Source organism: Serratia sp. CY55921, from assembly GCF_052167655.1.
Taxonomy (GTDB): domain Bacteria; phylum Pseudomonadota; class Gammaproteobacteria; order Enterobacterales; family Enterobacteriaceae; genus Serratia; species Serratia ureilytica.
The window spans coordinates 38,180-53,217 of record NZ_JBJNMU010000009.1; the positions used below are offsets into that span (position 1 = coordinate 38,180).

General features: G+C 62.5%; 13 protein-coding genes. 5 read left to right on the plus strand and 8 right to left on the minus strand.

Features of this window, described 5'->3' with window-relative positions:
• Window positions 1-49 precede the first annotated feature (49 nt).
• Both lexA and ACJ8M3_RS23450 read right to left on the minus strand, forming a co-directional pair.
• Entirely contained in the window at window positions 50-658 is a 609-nt protein-coding gene (lexA, locus tag ACJ8M3_RS23445; protein WP_025160136.1) for a transcriptional repressor LexA, read from the minus strand.
• A gap of 102 nt (window positions 659-760) precedes the next feature.
• Window positions 761-1,129: a diacylglycerol kinase gene (locus ACJ8M3_RS23450; protein ID WP_015379225.1), complete on the minus strand. Its 369-nt coding sequence runs from the start codon at window positions 1,127-1,129 to the stop codon at window positions 761-763.
• A gap of 148 nt (window positions 1,130-1,277) precedes the next feature.
• Here ACJ8M3_RS23450 and plsB point away from each other — a divergent pair, with 148 nt between their 5' ends.
• Window positions 1,278-3,743 carry a glycerol-3-phosphate 1-O-acyltransferase PlsB gene (plsB, locus tag ACJ8M3_RS23455; protein ID WP_046687896.1) on the plus strand — a complete coding sequence of 822 codons (2,466 nt, stop codon included), beginning with the start codon at window positions 1,278-1,280 and terminating at the stop codon, window positions 3,741-3,743.
• A 66-nt stretch (window positions 3,744-3,809) separates the two neighbouring features.
• On the opposite strand, the gene ubiA is transcribed toward plsB, so the two are convergent.
• Window positions 3,810-4,682: a 4-hydroxybenzoate octaprenyltransferase gene (gene ubiA / locus ACJ8M3_RS23460; RefSeq protein WP_025304455.1), complete on the minus strand. Its 873-nt coding sequence runs from the start codon at window positions 4,680-4,682 to the stop codon at window positions 3,810-3,812.
• A 17-nt stretch (window positions 4,683-4,699) separates the two neighbouring features.
• Complete coding sequence (gene ubiC / locus ACJ8M3_RS23465; protein WP_033651214.1) at window positions 4,700-5,215, minus strand: chorismate lyase; 516 nt, start codon at window positions 5,213-5,215, stop codon at window positions 4,700-4,702.
• Window positions 5,216-5,607: 392 nt separating this feature from the next.
• Here ubiC and ACJ8M3_RS23470 point away from each other — a divergent pair, with 392 nt between their 5' ends.
• From ACJ8M3_RS23470 to ACJ8M3_RS23480, 3 genes are read left to right on the plus strand one after another with little or no spacing between them, the layout of a single operon-like run.
• On the plus strand, window positions 5,608-6,990 hold the full coding sequence (locus ACJ8M3_RS23470; RefSeq protein WP_033651213.1) for an MFS transporter: 1,383 nt from the start codon (window positions 5,608-5,610) through the stop codon (window positions 6,988-6,990).
• Between the two features lie 24 nt (window positions 6,991-7,014).
• Window positions 7,015-8,016: a LacI family DNA-binding transcriptional regulator gene (locus ACJ8M3_RS23475; protein WP_442514750.1), complete on the plus strand. Its 1,002-nt coding sequence runs from the start codon at window positions 7,015-7,017 to the stop codon at window positions 8,014-8,016.
• 21 nt (window positions 8,017-8,037) lie between these two features.
• Entirely contained in the window at window positions 8,038-9,021 is a 984-nt protein-coding gene (locus tag ACJ8M3_RS23480; RefSeq protein ID WP_033651212.1) for a nucleoside hydrolase, read from the plus strand.
• A 55-nt stretch (window positions 9,022-9,076) separates the two neighbouring features.
• Here ACJ8M3_RS23480 and malM read toward each other — a convergent pair whose 3' ends face one another.
• From malM to ACJ8M3_RS23500, 4 genes are all read right to left on the minus strand, one after another.
• Window positions 9,077-9,982 (minus strand): maltose operon protein MalM, encoded by a 906-nt coding sequence (gene malM / locus ACJ8M3_RS23485; protein ID WP_033644398.1) that lies wholly within the window; start codon window positions 9,980-9,982, stop codon window positions 9,077-9,079.
• 97 nt (window positions 9,983-10,079) lie between these two features.
• Window positions 10,080-11,369, minus strand: coding sequence for a maltoporin (locus ACJ8M3_RS23490; RefSeq protein ID WP_025304461.1), 1,290 nt, complete (start codon window positions 11,367-11,369; stop codon window positions 10,080-10,082).
• A gap of 32 nt (window positions 11,370-11,401) precedes the next feature.
• Window positions 11,402-12,511 carry a maltose/maltodextrin ABC transporter ATP-binding protein MalK gene (gene malK, locus ACJ8M3_RS23495; protein ID WP_016930284.1) on the minus strand — a complete coding sequence of 370 codons (1,110 nt, stop codon included), beginning with the start codon at window positions 12,509-12,511 and terminating at the stop codon, window positions 11,402-11,404.
• The gene (locus tag ACJ8M3_RS23500; protein WP_089197723.1) at window positions 12,504-13,475 is read right to left on the minus strand and encodes an alpha-amylase family glycosyl hydrolase; all 972 of its coding nucleotides are present in this window, start codon (window positions 13,473-13,475) and stop codon (window positions 12,504-12,506) included. Before ACJ8M3_RS23500 ends, malK begins: the two co-directional genes overlap by 8 nt.
• Before the next feature lie 358 nt (window positions 13,476-13,833).
• Here ACJ8M3_RS23500 and malE point away from each other — a divergent pair, with 358 nt between their 5' ends.
• Window positions 13,834-15,027, plus strand: coding sequence for a maltose/maltodextrin ABC transporter substrate-binding protein MalE (malE, locus tag ACJ8M3_RS23505; RefSeq protein ID WP_089197505.1), 1,194 nt, complete (start codon window positions 13,834-13,836; stop codon window positions 15,025-15,027).
• Window positions 15,028-15,038 lie beyond the last annotated feature (11 nt).

Below are 15,038 nucleotides of genomic sequence, written 5' to 3' on the forward strand. Positions count from 1 at the left end.
CCCAAAACAGGGGCGATTGATACAGGGAGCGGCGGTAATGGCGCGGCGATTAAATCCAGTCGCCGTTGCGGATCACGCCGACCGCCAGCCCTTCGATCGTGAAATTCTGCTGGCGCAGATCGACCACGATCGGTTGGAATTCGTTGTTCTCCGGCAGCAGTTCAACCACGTTGCCGTGCTTTTTCAAGCGTTTGACCGTCACTTCGTCTTCGATGCGCGCGACCACGACCTGGCCGTTGCGCACGTCTTGTGTTTTGTGCACCGCCAGCAGATCGCCGTCCAGAATGCCGATGTCGCGCATCGACATGCCGTTCACCCGCAACAGGAAATCGGCGCTCGGTTTGAACAGGGATGGATCCACCTGGTAGTGCCCTTCGATGTGCTGCTGCGCCAGCAGCGGCTCGCCGGCGGCGACGCGGCCGATCAGCGGCAGCCCTTCTTCTTCTTCCATCAGCAGGCGGATACCGCGCGACGCGCCGGAGACGATTTCGATCACGCCTTTGCGTGCCAGCGCCTTCAGGTGCTCTTCGGCGGCGTTAGGCGAACGGAACCCCAGACGCATCGCGATCTCGGCACGCGTCGGCGGCATGCCCGTTTGCGAAATATGATCGCGAATCAGATCGTAGACCTCTTGCTGTCTGGTAGTTAGTGCTTTCATTCCGCCCCCTGTTTGTTTATACAGTCTTGCTGTGAGTATATACAGGTAAGCGCGGATTGGGAACCGAAGAATAAATAAAAATCAGTCAGTAGGCGCTTTGCGTCAGCCAAAATGCTGCCACAAGACCGTGCCCCAAACGAACAGCGCGAGTACGATCGCCAGCGACACCGCCGCCGATCCCATGTCCTTGGCCCGCCCGGACAGCTCATGGTGTTCGCTGCCGATGCGATCCACCACCGCCTCGATCGCGCTGTTCAGGATCTCGACGATCATCACCAGCGCCACCGATCCGATCAATAAAATGCGCGCTATCGCACCCACGTCCAGCCAGACAGCCAGTATGATAGCCAGGAGGGTCACCACCAGTTCCTGGCGGAACGCCGCCTCGTGTTGCCAGGCGGCGGAAAGCCCTTTATAAGAATAGCCGGCGGCCTTGATGATGCGGGTCAATCCGGTTGCTTGGTTTGCCATGTTTTCGTGCCTTTCTCAGAGGTCGGTCATAATAAAAAGAGTCTAGAACAGTCCGCGCTGACGGCTCTCGGTTTTCGAACACCACAGATCTGCTACCCGGTTTCTGGTATGCTTGCGGCGCATTGCTAACAAGAGGCTTCACGTTGTTATGTCAGGTTGGCGTAAAATTTATTATAAAATATTGAATTTACCACTTAAATTGTTGGTAAGAAGTAAGGTCATCCCTTCAGATCCGGTTACCGAGCTAGGGTTGGATCCCTCACGGCCGATTTTGTATGTTTTACCTTACAATTCCAAGGCGGATTTGCTGACGCTGCGCACCCAGTGCCTGGCGCAGGATCTGCCCGATCCGCTCAACGCGCTGGAGATCGACGGCACCGTGCTGCCGAGCTACGTGTTCATTCACGACGGCCCGCGCGTGTTCCGCTACTACACCCCGAAAGAAGAGTCGGTAAAGCTGTTCCACGACTACCTGGATCTGCATCGCAGCAATCCGGATCTCGACATTCAAATGCTGCCGGTTTCGGTCATGTTCGGCCGCTCGCCGGGCCGCGAAGGCCACGGCACGCCGCACCTGCGTCTGTTGAACGGCGTGCAAAAATTCTTCGCCGTGCTGTGGCTCGGCCGCGACAGCTTCGTGCGCTTCTCCAACACCGTTTCGCTGCGCCGCATGGCCACCGAACACGGCACGGATAAAACCATCGCGCAGAAACTGGCGCGCGTGGCGCGCATGCACTTCTCGCGTCAGCGCCTGGCCGCAGTAGGCCCAAGCCTGCCGGCCCGTCAGGATCTGTTCAACAAGCTGTTGGCGTCCAAAGCGATCGAAAAAGCGGTCGAGGACGAAGCGCGCAGCAAAAAGATCTCGCACGAGAAGGCCCAGCAGAACGCCATCGCGTTGATGGAAGAGATCGCCGCCGACTTCTCCTACGAAACCGTGCGTCTGTCCGATCGCGTGCTGAGCTGGACCTGGAACCGGTTGTATCAGGGCATCAACGTCACCAACGCCGAGCGCGTGCGCCAGCTGGCGCAGGACGGCCACGAGATCGTCTACGTGCCCTGCCACCGCAGCCACATGGACTATCTGCTGCTGTCCTACGTGCTGTATCACCAGGGACTGGTGCCGCCGCACATCGCCGCGGGCATCAACCTCAACTTCTGGCCGGCCGGCCCGATCTTCCGTCGCCTGGGCGCGTTCTTCATCCGCCGCACCTTCAAGGGCAACAAGCTTTACTCGACGGTGTTCCGCGAATACCTCGGCGAGCTGTTCACCCGCGGTTACTCGGTGGAATACTTCGTGGAAGGCGGCCGCTCCCGCACCGGGCGTCTGCTGGAACCGAAAACCGGCACCCTGTCGATGACCATCCAGGCGATGCTGCGCGGCGGCGCCCGTCCGATCACGCTGGTGCCGATCTACATCGGCTACGAGCATGTGATGGAAGTGGGCACCTACGCCAAAGAGCTGCGCGGCGCCACCAAGGAAAAAGAGAGCCTGTTGCAGATGCTGCGCGGCCTGCGCAAACTGCGCAATCTGGGCCAGGGTTACGTCAACTTCGGCGAACCGCTGCCGTTGACCGCTTACCTCAACCAGCACGTGCCGCAGTGGCGCGAGTCGATCGATCCGATCGAAGCTCAGCGCCCAAGCTGGTTGACGCCGACGGTCAACGATCTCGCCGGCCAGATCATGGTGCGCATCAACAATGCCGCCGCGGCCAACGCCATGAACCTGTGTTCCACCGCGCTGCTGGCCTCGCGCCAGCGTTCGCTGACCCGCGAACAATTGCTCGAGCAGCTCGAGTGCTACCTGCAGCTGATGCGCAACGCGCCTTACGCGCATGACGTCACCGTACCGACGCAGACGCCGGACGAGCTGCTGGATCACGCGCTGAACATGAACAAGTTCGAGGTGGAAAAGGACAACATCGGCGACATCATCATTCTGCCGCGCGAGCAGGCGGTGCTGATGACCTATTACCGCAACAACATCCACCACCTGCTGGTGTTGCCGTCGCTGATCGCCAGCATCGTCATGCATCATCGCCGGGTATCGCGCGCCGAACTGCTGCGCCAGATTGGCATGATTTACCCGATGCTGAAAGCCGAGCTGTTCCTGCATAACGACAAGGAGCAGCTGCCGGACGTGCTGCGGCCGATGATCGACGAGCTGATCCGCCAACAGCTGATCTGCGACAAAGGCGACGAGCTGGTGCTGAACCCGGCGCGCATTCGCCCGCTGCAGCTGCTGGCCGCCGGGGTGCGCGAAACCCTGCAACGCTACGCCATCACTATGTCGATCCTCAGCGCCAACCCGAGCATCAACCGCGGCGCGCTGGAGAAAGAGAGCCGCATCATGGCACAGCGTCTGTCGGTGCTGCACGGCATCAACGCGCCGGAGTTCTTCGACAAGGCGGTATTCTCCACCCTGGTGGCGACGCTGCGCGAAGAAGGCTACATCAACGACAGCGGCGATGCGATCCGCGAGCACACCCTCGAGGTGTACAACATGCTGAGCGATCTGATCACGCCGGAAATCAAGCTGACCATCGAAAGCGTCAACATGCCGGAAGAGACCAACGCTCTGCCGCAAACCAATGCGCAAGAAGAGAAAGACGAGTGATTTCGCCCGGCGCGGAAACACAAAAGGCACCCCGAGGGGTGCCTTTTTTCTTGCTGCAGGAAACCGTTACGCCGGCAGATAGCTGAGCGCGATGCCGATAAACACCACCAGCCCGACATAATTGTTCTGCAGGAAGGCCTTGAAACAGGCCTCGCGCTCGCGCCCGGCGATCTGCTTCTGCTGGTGAATGAACAGCGCGCCCGCCAGCAACAGCGACCAGTAAAACGCCCCGCCGAGCTGCGCCAGATAACCGACCCACACCAGCAGCAGCAGCGTCGCGAACTGCAACAGCCCGACGATCAGCTTGTCATAACGCCCGAACAGGATAGCGGTGGACTTGATGCCTATTTTCAGATCATCGTCGCGATCGACCATCGCATACAGCGTGTCATAGGCCACCGTCCAGCAGATGTTCGCCAGCAGCAGCAGCCAGCAGCTGAGCGGCAGCGATTCGCTGACCGCCGCATAGCCCATCGGAATGCCCCAGCCGAACGCGGCGCCCAGCACGAACTGCGGCAGGTTGGTCACCCGCTTCATAAAAGGATATACCCAGGCCAGCGCCAGCGCCGCCAGCGACAGCCAGATGGTCATCGCATTCAGCGTCAACACCAGGCAGAACGAGATCAGCACCAGCACCACGAACAGCACCTTGGCCTCTTTCGCGCTCACCCGGCCGCTCGGCATCGGCCGCCCGGCGGTGCGCTTTACGTAGCCGTCCACCGCGCGATCTGCGTAATCATTCACCACGCAGCCGGCGGCGCGCATCAGGAACACGCCGAGCACGAACACCACCAGAATCGACAGCGGCGGCACGCCTTTCCCGGCCAGCCACAGCGCCCACAGCGTCGGCCACAGCAGCAACAGCGTGCCGATCGGTTTATCAATGCGCATCAAATGGCTGTAAGCCCGCCATTTACTTTGAGTCACGCTTCCCTCCAACGTCTTGCTCTCCTCTCTTATGCGGGAACCGCTGAATACAGCGGCGAAGCCGGTAAAAACAGTTCGGTCAGCAGCAGCGGCTTGCCCGCCAGCCGCAGCCGTGAACGACGCGCCCACAGCGCGTCCTGCCGGCCGATATGGATATAGTCGCGGGTCAGATCGCCGCTGCTGAACAGATAGCGCCCGAGCGGCAGCGTCCCCAGATCCACCAACGCCTGATCGGGGCCGGTCAGCGTATGTTCCGGGATCACCGTGCGCCCCAGCAGCCAGGGCTGGTCGTCGCCCAGCAGCACCACTTCGCGCAGCCAGTAGCGCGGGCTGTCGGGCAGGTGGTTCGCCTCGTCGCCCAGCGCCTCGCGCGTGACGAAGCATTCGCGCTGCGGTTCAACGCGCACCTGGGCGCAATGGCGTTCAAATCGGCGGGTCATGGAGCCTAACTCCATCAGCCAGTCGCTGACGGCGGCGGGCGCCGGAGGATCCTGTTCGGATAACCACTCCAGCGGCGGCAGGATGGAATCCCTGATGCCAGACATTGCTTTACTCCTCGCCTGAACCGCAGCCGGTACGGCGCGCCAGACGATACAAACTGTTAACAGGCCCCCATTGTAGCGCAGAAATGCGAAAGCGGCAGGCTGATTCGTGGCGAAAACGGCAGGCCTATCGGCCGGAAAAACCGGGGTTCTGTCATCTTTTTGCCATCCGCATTCTCTATCTTCATTTCCCGGCGCGCTGACGATTCTGTGATCGCCCGCAAAGTTTCAGCTTCCTCGCGTTGTGTTATCTACGCGCGTAGATACCCTGATACAGCAGCGTTGAATCGCCATGCGTCCGACATGATTTGTCGGCACACCTTTGTTGCCGGCACCAGGGAAACCATCTTTAACCGCGCCCCTCCAGGCGCAGAACAAAAGAGGATAGCACTGCCATGAGCGAAACAACGCTTGCCCCTTCACAGACCGCCGACGCCGCGCTGGCGGCCGATGAACGCCTGGCGACCAAAGAGGGGCGCAGCCAATTTTGGCGCGCCACCTTCTCCTGCTGGCTCGGCACCGCCATGGAATACGTCGACTTCGCGCTGTACGGCCTGGCGGCCGGCATGGTGTTCGGCGACGTGTTCTTCCCGGAAGCCACGCCGCTGGTGGCGCTGCTGGCCAGTTTCGCCACCTACTCCGTCGGCTTCGTCGCGCGGCCGATCGGCGCGCTGGTGTTCGGCTGGATCGGCGACCGCAAAGGCCGCCGCGTGGTGCTGATCACCACCGTGGCGCTGATGGGCCTCTCCACCACGCTGATCGGCCTGATCCCGTCCTATGCGCAAATCGGCGTCTGGGCGCCCGCCTGCCTGGTGATCCTGCGCTTCGCGCAGGGGTTCGGCGCCGGTGCGGAGCTGTCCGGCGGCGCGGTGATGCTGGCGGAATACGCGCCGGCCAAGCGGCGCGGGCTGGTGGCGTCGATCATCGCCATCGGCTCCAACAGCGGCACCCTGCTGGCGTCGCTGGTATGGCTGCTGGTGCTGCAGCTGGACAAGGAAGATCTGATGAGCTGGGGCTGGCGCATTCCGTTCCTCGCCAGCATTCTGATCGCCGGGGTGGCGCTGTACCTGCGCCGTCACGTGCGGGAAACGCCGGTGTTCGAACGCGAGCTGCAGCAAAACCACCAGCGCATGCTGGACGCCGCCCAGGCCGCGCCGGATACGCGCAGCTACCTGCAACGTACCAAAGCGTTCTGGGTGATGCTCGGCCTGCGCATCGGCGAAAACGGCCCTTCCTACCTGTGCCAGGGCTTTATCGTCGGCTACGTCGCCAAGGTGCTGATGGTCGATAAATCGGTGCCGGCGCTGGCGGTGTTGATCGCCTCGCTGTGCGGTTTTCTGGTGATCCCGCTGGCCGGCTGGCTGTCCGATCGCTTCGGCCGCCGCATCACCTACCGCTGGTTCTGCCTGCTGCTGGTGCTGTACGCCTTCCCGGCGTTCTGGCTGCTCGACAGCCGTGAACCGGCTATCGTCATCTCGGTGATCGTGGTCGGCATGTGCATCGCGTCGCTGGGGATCTTCGGCGTTCAGGCGGCCTACGGCGTCGAACTGTTCGGCGTGAAGAATCGCTACTCCAAGATGGCGTTCGCCAAAGAGCTCGGTTCGATCCTCTCGGGCGGCACCGCGCCGCTGATCGCCACCGCGCTGCTGTCCGGTTTCGGTCACTGGTGGCCTGTCGCCTGCTATTTTGTTGTAATGGCGGCCATCGGCTTAATCACCACCTTCTTTGCTCCCGAAACCCGCGGCCGCGATCTCAACCTGCCGCAGGATGCCGCGTAGCGAGAAGGCGAACAGGACCTCAATTTGGATAATCACTCCGCGCGACGCGTTACCCGCGCCGACGTGGCCCGCGTAGCGGGCACCTCCGTCGCCGTGGTCAGCTATGTGATCAACAACGGCCCGCGCCCGGTGGCGGAAGCCCCCCGGCTGCGCGTGCTGGCGGCGATCGAGCAGACCGGCTACCGGCCGAACGACATCGCGCGGGCATTGGCCTCCGGCAGCACGCAAACCTACGGGCTGGTGGTGCCGGATATTTCCAACCCGTTCTTCGCCACGCTGGCGCGGGCGCTGCAGCAGGAGGCCTTCAGCCGCGGCCGCGTGCTGCTGCTGGGCGACGCCGGCGATGACCGGCAGCGCGAGTATGAGCTGATCAATAACCTGCTGCGTCGCCAGGTCGACGGCCTGCTGTACACCAGCGTCGATCGCCATCCGTGGTTCGAGCTGATCCGCGCCTCCGGCACGCCCTGCGTGATGATAGACACTATCGACAGCCAGGCCGGCGTCTGCGCCATCCGCGTCGACGAGCGCGACGCCGCCTGCCAGGCGACCCGCCATCTGCTGCAGCACGGCTATCGCGACATCGGCATTTTTATCGGTCCGCTAACCATGCTCAACGCGCAGGATCGCCTGAACGGTTGGCGCGATGCGCTGCTGGAGGCGGGCATTGCGCCGCGCGACGAGTGGATTTTCGAGGCGCCTTACACCCGCCAGGGCGGCTACCAGGCCACCCAGCGCATGGTGCAAGGCCCGCGCCCGCGCGCCGTTTTCACCTCCAACGAGCAGCAGGCGCTCGGCTGCCTGTCGGCGCTGGCGGAGCATGGGTTGCGCGCGCCGGACGATCTGGCGCTGATCTGTTTTAACGGCACGCAGCAATCCGAATTCAGCGTGCCGCCGCTCAGCGCGGTCGAGCAGCCTATCGACGCCATGGCCAAGCGGGCCATCGCCATGCTGGCCGCCGGCGCCGCGCCCGCCGAGCTGCATGAATTCGCTTTTCAACTGCGCATCCGCCGCTCGTGCGGCTGTTAGCGGTTTTTCAGGACACCTTCTATGCGTTTGATCATTGATTGCGATCCCGGCAACGGCGTTCCCGGTGCCAACGTCGACGACGGCCTGGCGCTGGCCCTGGCGCTGGCGGCCAAACCGCAACTGCAGCTGGAACTGATCAGCATCGTGGCCGGCAACACCCCGCGCGAAGTGGGCTTCGCCGTCGCCAGCGAGCTGCTGGCGCAAAGCGGCTACCAGGTGCCGGTCGCCCTCGGCGCGGCGCGCGCCCTGAGCGAGCCGCCGGAGCCATGGCGCGCGCATCTGGACAGGCCGATCGCCGATCCCAAGCTGGCGGCGCTGTGGCGCGACTTGCCTGCGCCCTCACTCGCCCACGCGCCCGCACCGGACGCCGCCATCGCCATCGGCGAGCTGATCTGCCGCCATCCCGGCGAGATAACGCTGGCGGCGATCGGCCCGCTGACCAACGTTGCGCACGCCATGCAGCTGTACCCGCAGATGGCGCAGGCGGTGAAAGAGATCGTGATCATGGGCGGCGTGTTCAACGTCGAGGGATACATCAAGGACACCAATTTCGGCCTGGATCCGGAAGCCGCGCGGCTGGTACTGAACAGCGGTGCCGCTATCACGCTGGCGCCGCTGGACGTCACCACCCAGACCATGCTGACCCAGGCGGATCTGGCCGCGTTGACGCAGCCGGATACGCCGCTGTGCCGCTATTTGCGCGCCACCACGCAGCCGTGGATCGATTATTCGCGCCATACGCGGCGCCTGCCGGGCTGCTGGATCCATGATGCGCTGGTGATCGCCTGGCTGCTGGCACCGCAGCTGGTCACGACCGAAATGTTCCATGTGGATGTGGCGCTGGAAGGGGCGCTGACGCGCGGCAGCTCACGCCGTTGGCGGCCGGACAGCCTGCGCCTGACGGTCGGCATGCCGCCGCCGCAGGGCAAGCCGGTGCGCATCATGCAGCAGGTCGATAACGCCCGTCTGCTGGCATTGATCGGCGCAACGCTGGCCCGCGGATGAAAAAAGGTGCGCCAAGGCGCACCAATCATCGAGCCAGCATCGGCAGCGTCGGGTGTTACCCCTTGCCTTTTACGCTGCTGATAAACGTTTTACGCGCAGTGGTCGAGCCCAGTTTCTCGGCCTCATTCATCAGTTTCAGCGCCTTGTCGATATCGCCCGCCTTCACCGCCTGCTTGATGCCGTTATTGAAGTAACTTTCGGTATCGTTGAGCATCGGCTCCGCCGGTTTCTCCGGCGTCGGTGCAGGCGCCGCCACGGTGGCCGGTGCGGTTGATCCCACCACCACCGGCGCCACGGTCGGCGCAGGCTGCAGCATGCCGATCATCACGTTGCCGGTGCCCTGTTCCGCGGTCACCTTGAGCTTCAGCGTGCCGGTCGTCGCGTGGCCGGCGATCGGATCCGGGATATCCGGCACTGCGTTGCCCACGCCCTGTGCGTAGGCCTTGGCCGGGTTAGTCAGCTGCGTGGTTTTCGCCAAATCCTGACGGGTGGTGTACACCAGCAGGTAAATCTGTTTTTGACCGAGCGCCGGCGTCAGTTTCAACGTGCCTTCGAGGCGATCGGAGGACATCGCCCCCGGCGGCTGGTAAGGGAAATAGCTGCTCGGGTAATACGCCGCCGGGCGTAGATGCTCGTCCAGCACCAGCACGCTCGGCGCGTACAGCGAATTGTTCTTGGCGAGGCTGCTCAGCGTCACTTCCAGCGAACCGCGATCGGCCGGCAGCGTATAGGCGGCGATCGCGCCCTGAATGTCGCCCTGATTGAGCTGCGGGCTAACGGCGTCGAGCTTCACTTCTTGCGACACCGGCGGTTGCAGCGGCTGCCACGGCAGGCTTTGCAGCGTGGCGGCGCTGATGGCCGGGGCGACGGAAACGTTGGCCGGCGTATCGGCGTTGGCCGCCAAAGGCGCGCCGACGGTCAGCGCCAGCGACAGGCAGAGTGACAGCAGATTCTTTTTCATCGTTATATCCTCTTTCAGCACCGCGGCGGATCAGGCAAGAGATCGGGCCGCGGCGAATGCGGTTGGGGGAGAGCCGGCGGCCCTCCCCGTCCTGTCGTTACCACCAAATTTCCATCTGGGCGCCGAAGGTGACTTCGTCATCCTTGCCGCGGCTGAAGGTATGCATGCTGGTGTCGTTGTAAGCGGTGCCGGCGTTATACCCGGTGTCATCGCCGGTGGCGTAGCCCCACTTCTCGTCCCACTTGGCGTAGGTGGCGAACAGGCGGATGGCCGGACGCGACCAAATGCTGTTGCCCGCCTGCCATTGCTGCGCCAGGGTCACTTTATACTGGCCGTTGCGATCGCCGGTGCGCTGAGATTTGACGTTGTCGTAGCCGGCTTCCAGCAGGGTGCTCATGATCGGCGTCCATTTGTACATCGGACGCACGCCCACGGTGTACCAGGTGGTGCCGTTGTTGTTGTCGCGGTCAATGTCCTGGAACATGGCGACGTACATCAGCGCCCACTGATCGTTGAAGTCGATGGCGCCGTGATCCAACACGCGGATCATCTTGCCGTTGTTATCGATGGTGGCGCCTTCGTTTCGGCCGTTGTTCTGCGAGGTCATCGAGTCGGTGGCGTACTGCAGCACGAACTTGTTGTAACCGTTCAGGATGCTTTGCGTGTGTTCGGCGGTGAACATCCAGCCGTCTTTGCTGGCGCCGTCGGCCAGGCGGTAGTTATCCTGCGCATTGGCTCGGCCGTAGTCCACGCCCAGCTCCAGGGTGCCGCCCGGGTTCAGCTCCAGCCCGGCCAAGCGCACGTCGAAGGTATCGTTGACGGTCGGACGCTGTTTCCATTCGTTATCCAGGTAGCCGTAAGAGCCGCCGGATTCCGAGTTGCGGGTCACGGCGGCGGACAGCTTGCCGAAGCCCAGATCGATGTTTTCCAGACCGGCGCCCGGGCCGGAGATATCCCAGTAGTAGAAGTCGATCATGTGAACGTCATGACGCTGATAGAAACGCTTACCGGCCCACAGCGTGGAGCCCGGCAGCCACTCGATCAGGTTTTTACCCTGCACGTTCACTTCGCGGAAGCCCGGGGTCACGTCTTCCCAGTCAGAACGCTGCGAGACCGAGTAGGCCAGGTTGGTGTCGAAATAGAAGCTCTTGTCGCCCTCTTTCCACACTTCCTGCCCCAGTTTCAGTTCGGCGTAGGTTTCGCACTCGTTGCCGAGACGGTATTTGCTCGCGGCGCCGGTGGCCTTGAAGCACTGTTGCTCACCGCCGCTGCCGGTCCAACCGATGCCGGAACGGGCGTAACCGTGGAAATCCACGGCCAGCGCCTGAGTAGAGAGAACACCGGCGGCGACAGCCAGTGCCAGAGGAAGTTTGCGCAGAGTAGTCATCATTATTCTCCTGTTATACCGACTTTGATGCTTTAAACGCCCGGCTCCTGGTGCAGCCGTTTACATGCCGTACCGTCTTCACGGAACAGGTGGCAGCGGTGAGGCGGCAGGCCGATGGCGAATGTGGCACCTTCTTCTACCAGCACCACGTCATTCTGGCGGTACACCAGGTTTTGACGGATGGCCGGGATTTGGATATGGATTTGCGTCTCGTTGCCGAGCTGCTCCACCACCTGCACGTCGCCGGTAAGCCGCACTTCAGAGGCTTCGCCGGGCAGCAGATGTTCAGGGCGAATGCCCAATGACAGGTTGGCGCCGGGTTGGACGCCCGCGCCTTCCACCGGCAGCCAGACCAGCTGGCGGTTGGGCAGTTCGACCTGCACCTGTCGCGGCTCCGCCGCGGTGACCTTGACCGGCAGGAAGTTCATCTTCGGTGAGCCGATAAACCCGGCGACGAAGCGGTTGGCCGGGTAGTGATACAGCTCCAGCGGCTTGCCGACCTGCGCCACGCGACCGGCGTCGAGCACCACGATCTTGTCGGCCAGCGTCATCGCTTCGACCTGATCATGGGTGACGTAAATCATGGTGCGCTGCAGGCGCTTGTGCAGACGGGAGATCTCAATGCGCATCTGCACCCGCAGCGCGGCGTCGAGGTTGGACAGCGGCTCGTCGAGTAGGAACACGTCCGGCTCGGCCACCAGCGTGCGGCCGATCGCCACGCGCTGACGCTGCCCGCCGGACAGCGCCTTCGGCCGCCGATCGAGCAGGTGCGCCAACTGCAGCACCTCGGAAACCTGGTTCACCCGTTGATTGATTTCCGCTTTCTTGGCGCCGGCCAGCTTCAGGCCGAACGACATGTTGTCCGCCACCGACAGGTGCGGATACAGCGCGTAAGACTGGAACACCATGCCGATGCCGCGCTCGGAAGGCGGCACTTCATTCATGCGTTTCTCGCCGATCAGCAGGTCGCCGGAGGTGATGTCCTCCAGCCCGGCGATCATGCGCAGCAGCGTCGATTTGCCGCAGCCCGACGGCCCGACAAACACCACAAACTCGCCGTCTTCGATGGTCAGATTGACGTCTTTGGAAATCACGGCCTCACCGAAGGCCTTATAAACGCTGCGCAGTGTCACGCTAGCCATGCGTTACTCCCCTGCTTTCGCAGTTAACATGTCGTGTGAAAATGGCGGAGGCAAAGCCCGCCAAAACCCATTGATGACCCTCTTGCTGCGCGCCGTGCTGCCATGCCAACGGCAAGGTCGCCTCAGACGGCGCGGCCGCCTGAGTATAAGGCTGCAGGTTTATCAGCGCTTCAAGGCATTGATCCTGATGGGTAATAAGTAAGCGCACCACGCCATCGCGCTGGCTGACCGCGCTCAGTTCGCCGCGCTGGAAAAGCGGCAAACGGCGCAGGGCCAGCAGCGTCTGGCAGTAACGCAAGGTGGAGTGGCTGTCGTGCTGTTGGCGACTGATGGCCAACGCGCGGTGTTCGATCGCCACCTGCTGATACCAGCTGATCTCCCCGGCGGTGACCTGTTCGGGGGCTTCATGCCACGGCATCGGCGTTTGCGCGCCGCGCGGATCCTGCAGGCCGGCGGCGTGCGGCAGCCCCAGCTCCTCGCCCTGGTACAGGCAGATCGGCGCCGGCAACATCGCCAGCAGCGTCAAAAAGGCGGCGGCGGAACGCAGGTCGCCCTGCCCCCAGCGGCTGACCACCCGAGGCTGATCGGCGTCGCCGGTGCTCCACAGGCTGTCCGCCAACGTGGCGCGGCGGGCATGCAGCACCGCCACCAGCTTTTCCGCGCTGAACGGCATCACGTCGAGCGCCAGCGCGCCGTGGACGAACCGCTGCACGTCGGCGGCATGACGAACGCGATGGGCTTCGTCGGCGTACCACAGCGTCAGCCCTTCGCCCGTCACCGCCGTTTCGGCCTCCAGCGCCAGCGTCTGCGGCAGCAACAGGCCGTCGATCGACAGCGCTTTCAGGTACGGCAGCGCCGCCAGCATGCCGTGCGCGTCGCCCACGCCGTCCCCGTTTCCGTCACGGAAACTGGCCGGATGGATCCGGTACAGGGTGGGCTGAGTGGCGATAGGCATTGACGACATAAATCCGGTATCCCTGCTGCGCGTGGCGTTGAAAATCGATGGGCCGATAGTGCGGGAGTCGCCGGAAAGGGTAATCATCCGTAACAGGATTTTTCATGGGGGAGGAGACGGGAGGATGAGAGAACGACCGCGGCGATGAGAAGTTCCGCGCTTAAGGCAAATCTGTGATCAAGCCGGCAAAAATCGCCCCCCTATTTTGTGCCTGACGCCACAGAATAGAGCGCAACGTTAACTGGATCACACTCCTCATCTCAGGGGCGTAGAGGGGGGGAGGATGAGAATATGTCGCGTTGTGACCCACTATGATCGCGAAACGTCTCTCCTTGATTTATGTGCCCACAAAAAGAAGGACTGGATTATGACTCGCAGCATTACCCTCGCCCGTACGCTGGCGCTCTCGGCACTGGCTACTCTGGTGCTCTCTTCTTCCGCCTTCGCCAAGATAGAGGAAGGCAAACTGGTTATCTGGATCAACGGCGACAAGGGCTATAACGGCCTGGCCGAAGTCGGCAAGAAATTCGAAAAAGACACCGGCATCAAAGTCACCGTCGAGCATCCCGACAAGCTGGAAGAGAAATATCCGCAGGTGGCCGCCACCGGCGACGGCCCGGACATCATCCTCTGGGCCCACGATCGCTTCGGCGGCTATGCGCAGTCCGGCCTGCTGGCCGAAGTCCACCCGTCCAAAGCCTTCCAGGACAAGCTGTTCCCGTTCACCTGGGACGCCGTGCGCTATGACGGCAAGCTGATCGGCTACCCGATCGCCGTCGAAGCGCTGTCGCTGATTTACAATAAAGACCTGGTCAAACAGCCGCCGAAGACCTGGGAAGAGATCCCGGCGCTGGACAAACAGCTGCGCGCCAGCGGCAAAAGCGCCATCATGTGGAACCTGCAGGAACCCTACTTCACCTGGCCTATCATCGCCGCCGACGGCGGTTATGCCTTCAAGTATGAGAACGGCAAATACAACATCAAGGATGTCGGCGTCGCCAACGCCGGTTCGCAGGCCGGCCTGCAGTTCATCGTCGATCTGGTGAAAAACAAACACATCAACGCCGATACCGATTACTCGATCGCCGAAGCCGCGTTCAACAAAGGCCAGACCGCGATGACCATCAACGGCCCGTGGGCCTGGAACAACATCGAGCAGAGCAAAATCAACTACGGCGTGACGCTGCTACCGACCTTCAAAGGCAAACCGTCCAAACCGTTCGTCGGCGTGCTGACCGCAGGTATCAACGCCGCCAGCCCGAATAAAGAACTGGCGACCGAGTTCCTCGAGAACTATCTGCTGACCAACGAAGGGCTGGCGGACGTCAACAAAGACAAACCGCTGGGCGCGGTGGCGCTGAAGTCCTATCAGGAAGCGCTGGCCAAAGATCCGAAGATAGCGGCCACCATGCAGAACTCGCAAAACGGGGAAATCATGCCAAACATCCCGCAGATGAGCGCCTTCTGGTACGCCGAACGCAGCGCGGTGCTCAACGCCGTCAGCGGCCGCCAAACGGTGAAAGCCGCGTTGGACGATGTGCAGACCCGTATCACCAAGTAATGTCGTCGTGC

Bases quoted from the DNA above. Each gene is read 5' to 3' on its own strand.
- ACJ8M3_RS23480 (WP_033651212.1), top strand. From the start codon at position 8,038: ATGCGTTTGATCATTGATTGCGATCCCGGCAACGGCGTTCCCGGTGCC.
- ACJ8M3_RS23470 (WP_033651213.1), top strand. From the start codon at position 5,608: ATGAGCGAAACAACGCTTGCCCCTTCACAGACCGCCGACGCCGCGCTG.
- malE (WP_089197505.1), top strand. From the start codon at position 13,834: ATGACTCGCAGCATTACCCTCGCCCGTACGCTGGCGCTCTCGGCACTG.
- ubiC (WP_033651214.1), bottom strand. From the start codon at position 5,215: ATGTCTGGCATCAGGGATTCCATCCTGCCGCCGCTGGAGTGGTTATCC.
- ACJ8M3_RS23490 (WP_025304461.1), bottom strand. From the start codon at position 11,369: ATGACTACTCTGCGCAAACTTCCTCTGGCACTGGCTGTCGCCGCCGGT.
- ACJ8M3_RS23500 (WP_089197723.1), bottom strand. From the start codon at position 13,475: ATGTCGTCAATGCCTATCGCCACTCAGCCCACCCTGTACCGGATCCAT.
- malM (WP_033644398.1), bottom strand. From the start codon at position 9,982: ATGAAAAAGAATCTGCTGTCACTCTGCCTGTCGCTGGCGCTGACCGTC.
- malK (WP_016930284.1), bottom strand. From the start codon at position 12,511: ATGGCTAGCGTGACACTGCGCAGCGTTTATAAGGCCTTCGGTGAGGCC.
- plsB (WP_046687896.1), top strand. From the start codon at position 1,278: ATGTCAGGTTGGCGTAAAATTTATTATAAAATATTGAATTTACCACTT.
- lexA (WP_025160136.1), bottom strand. From the start codon at position 658: ATGAAAGCACTAACTACCAGACAGCAAGAGGTCTACGATCTGATTCGC.
- ACJ8M3_RS23450 (WP_015379225.1), bottom strand. From the start codon at position 1,129: ATGGCAAACCAAGCAACCGGATTGACCCGCATCATCAAGGCCGCCGGC.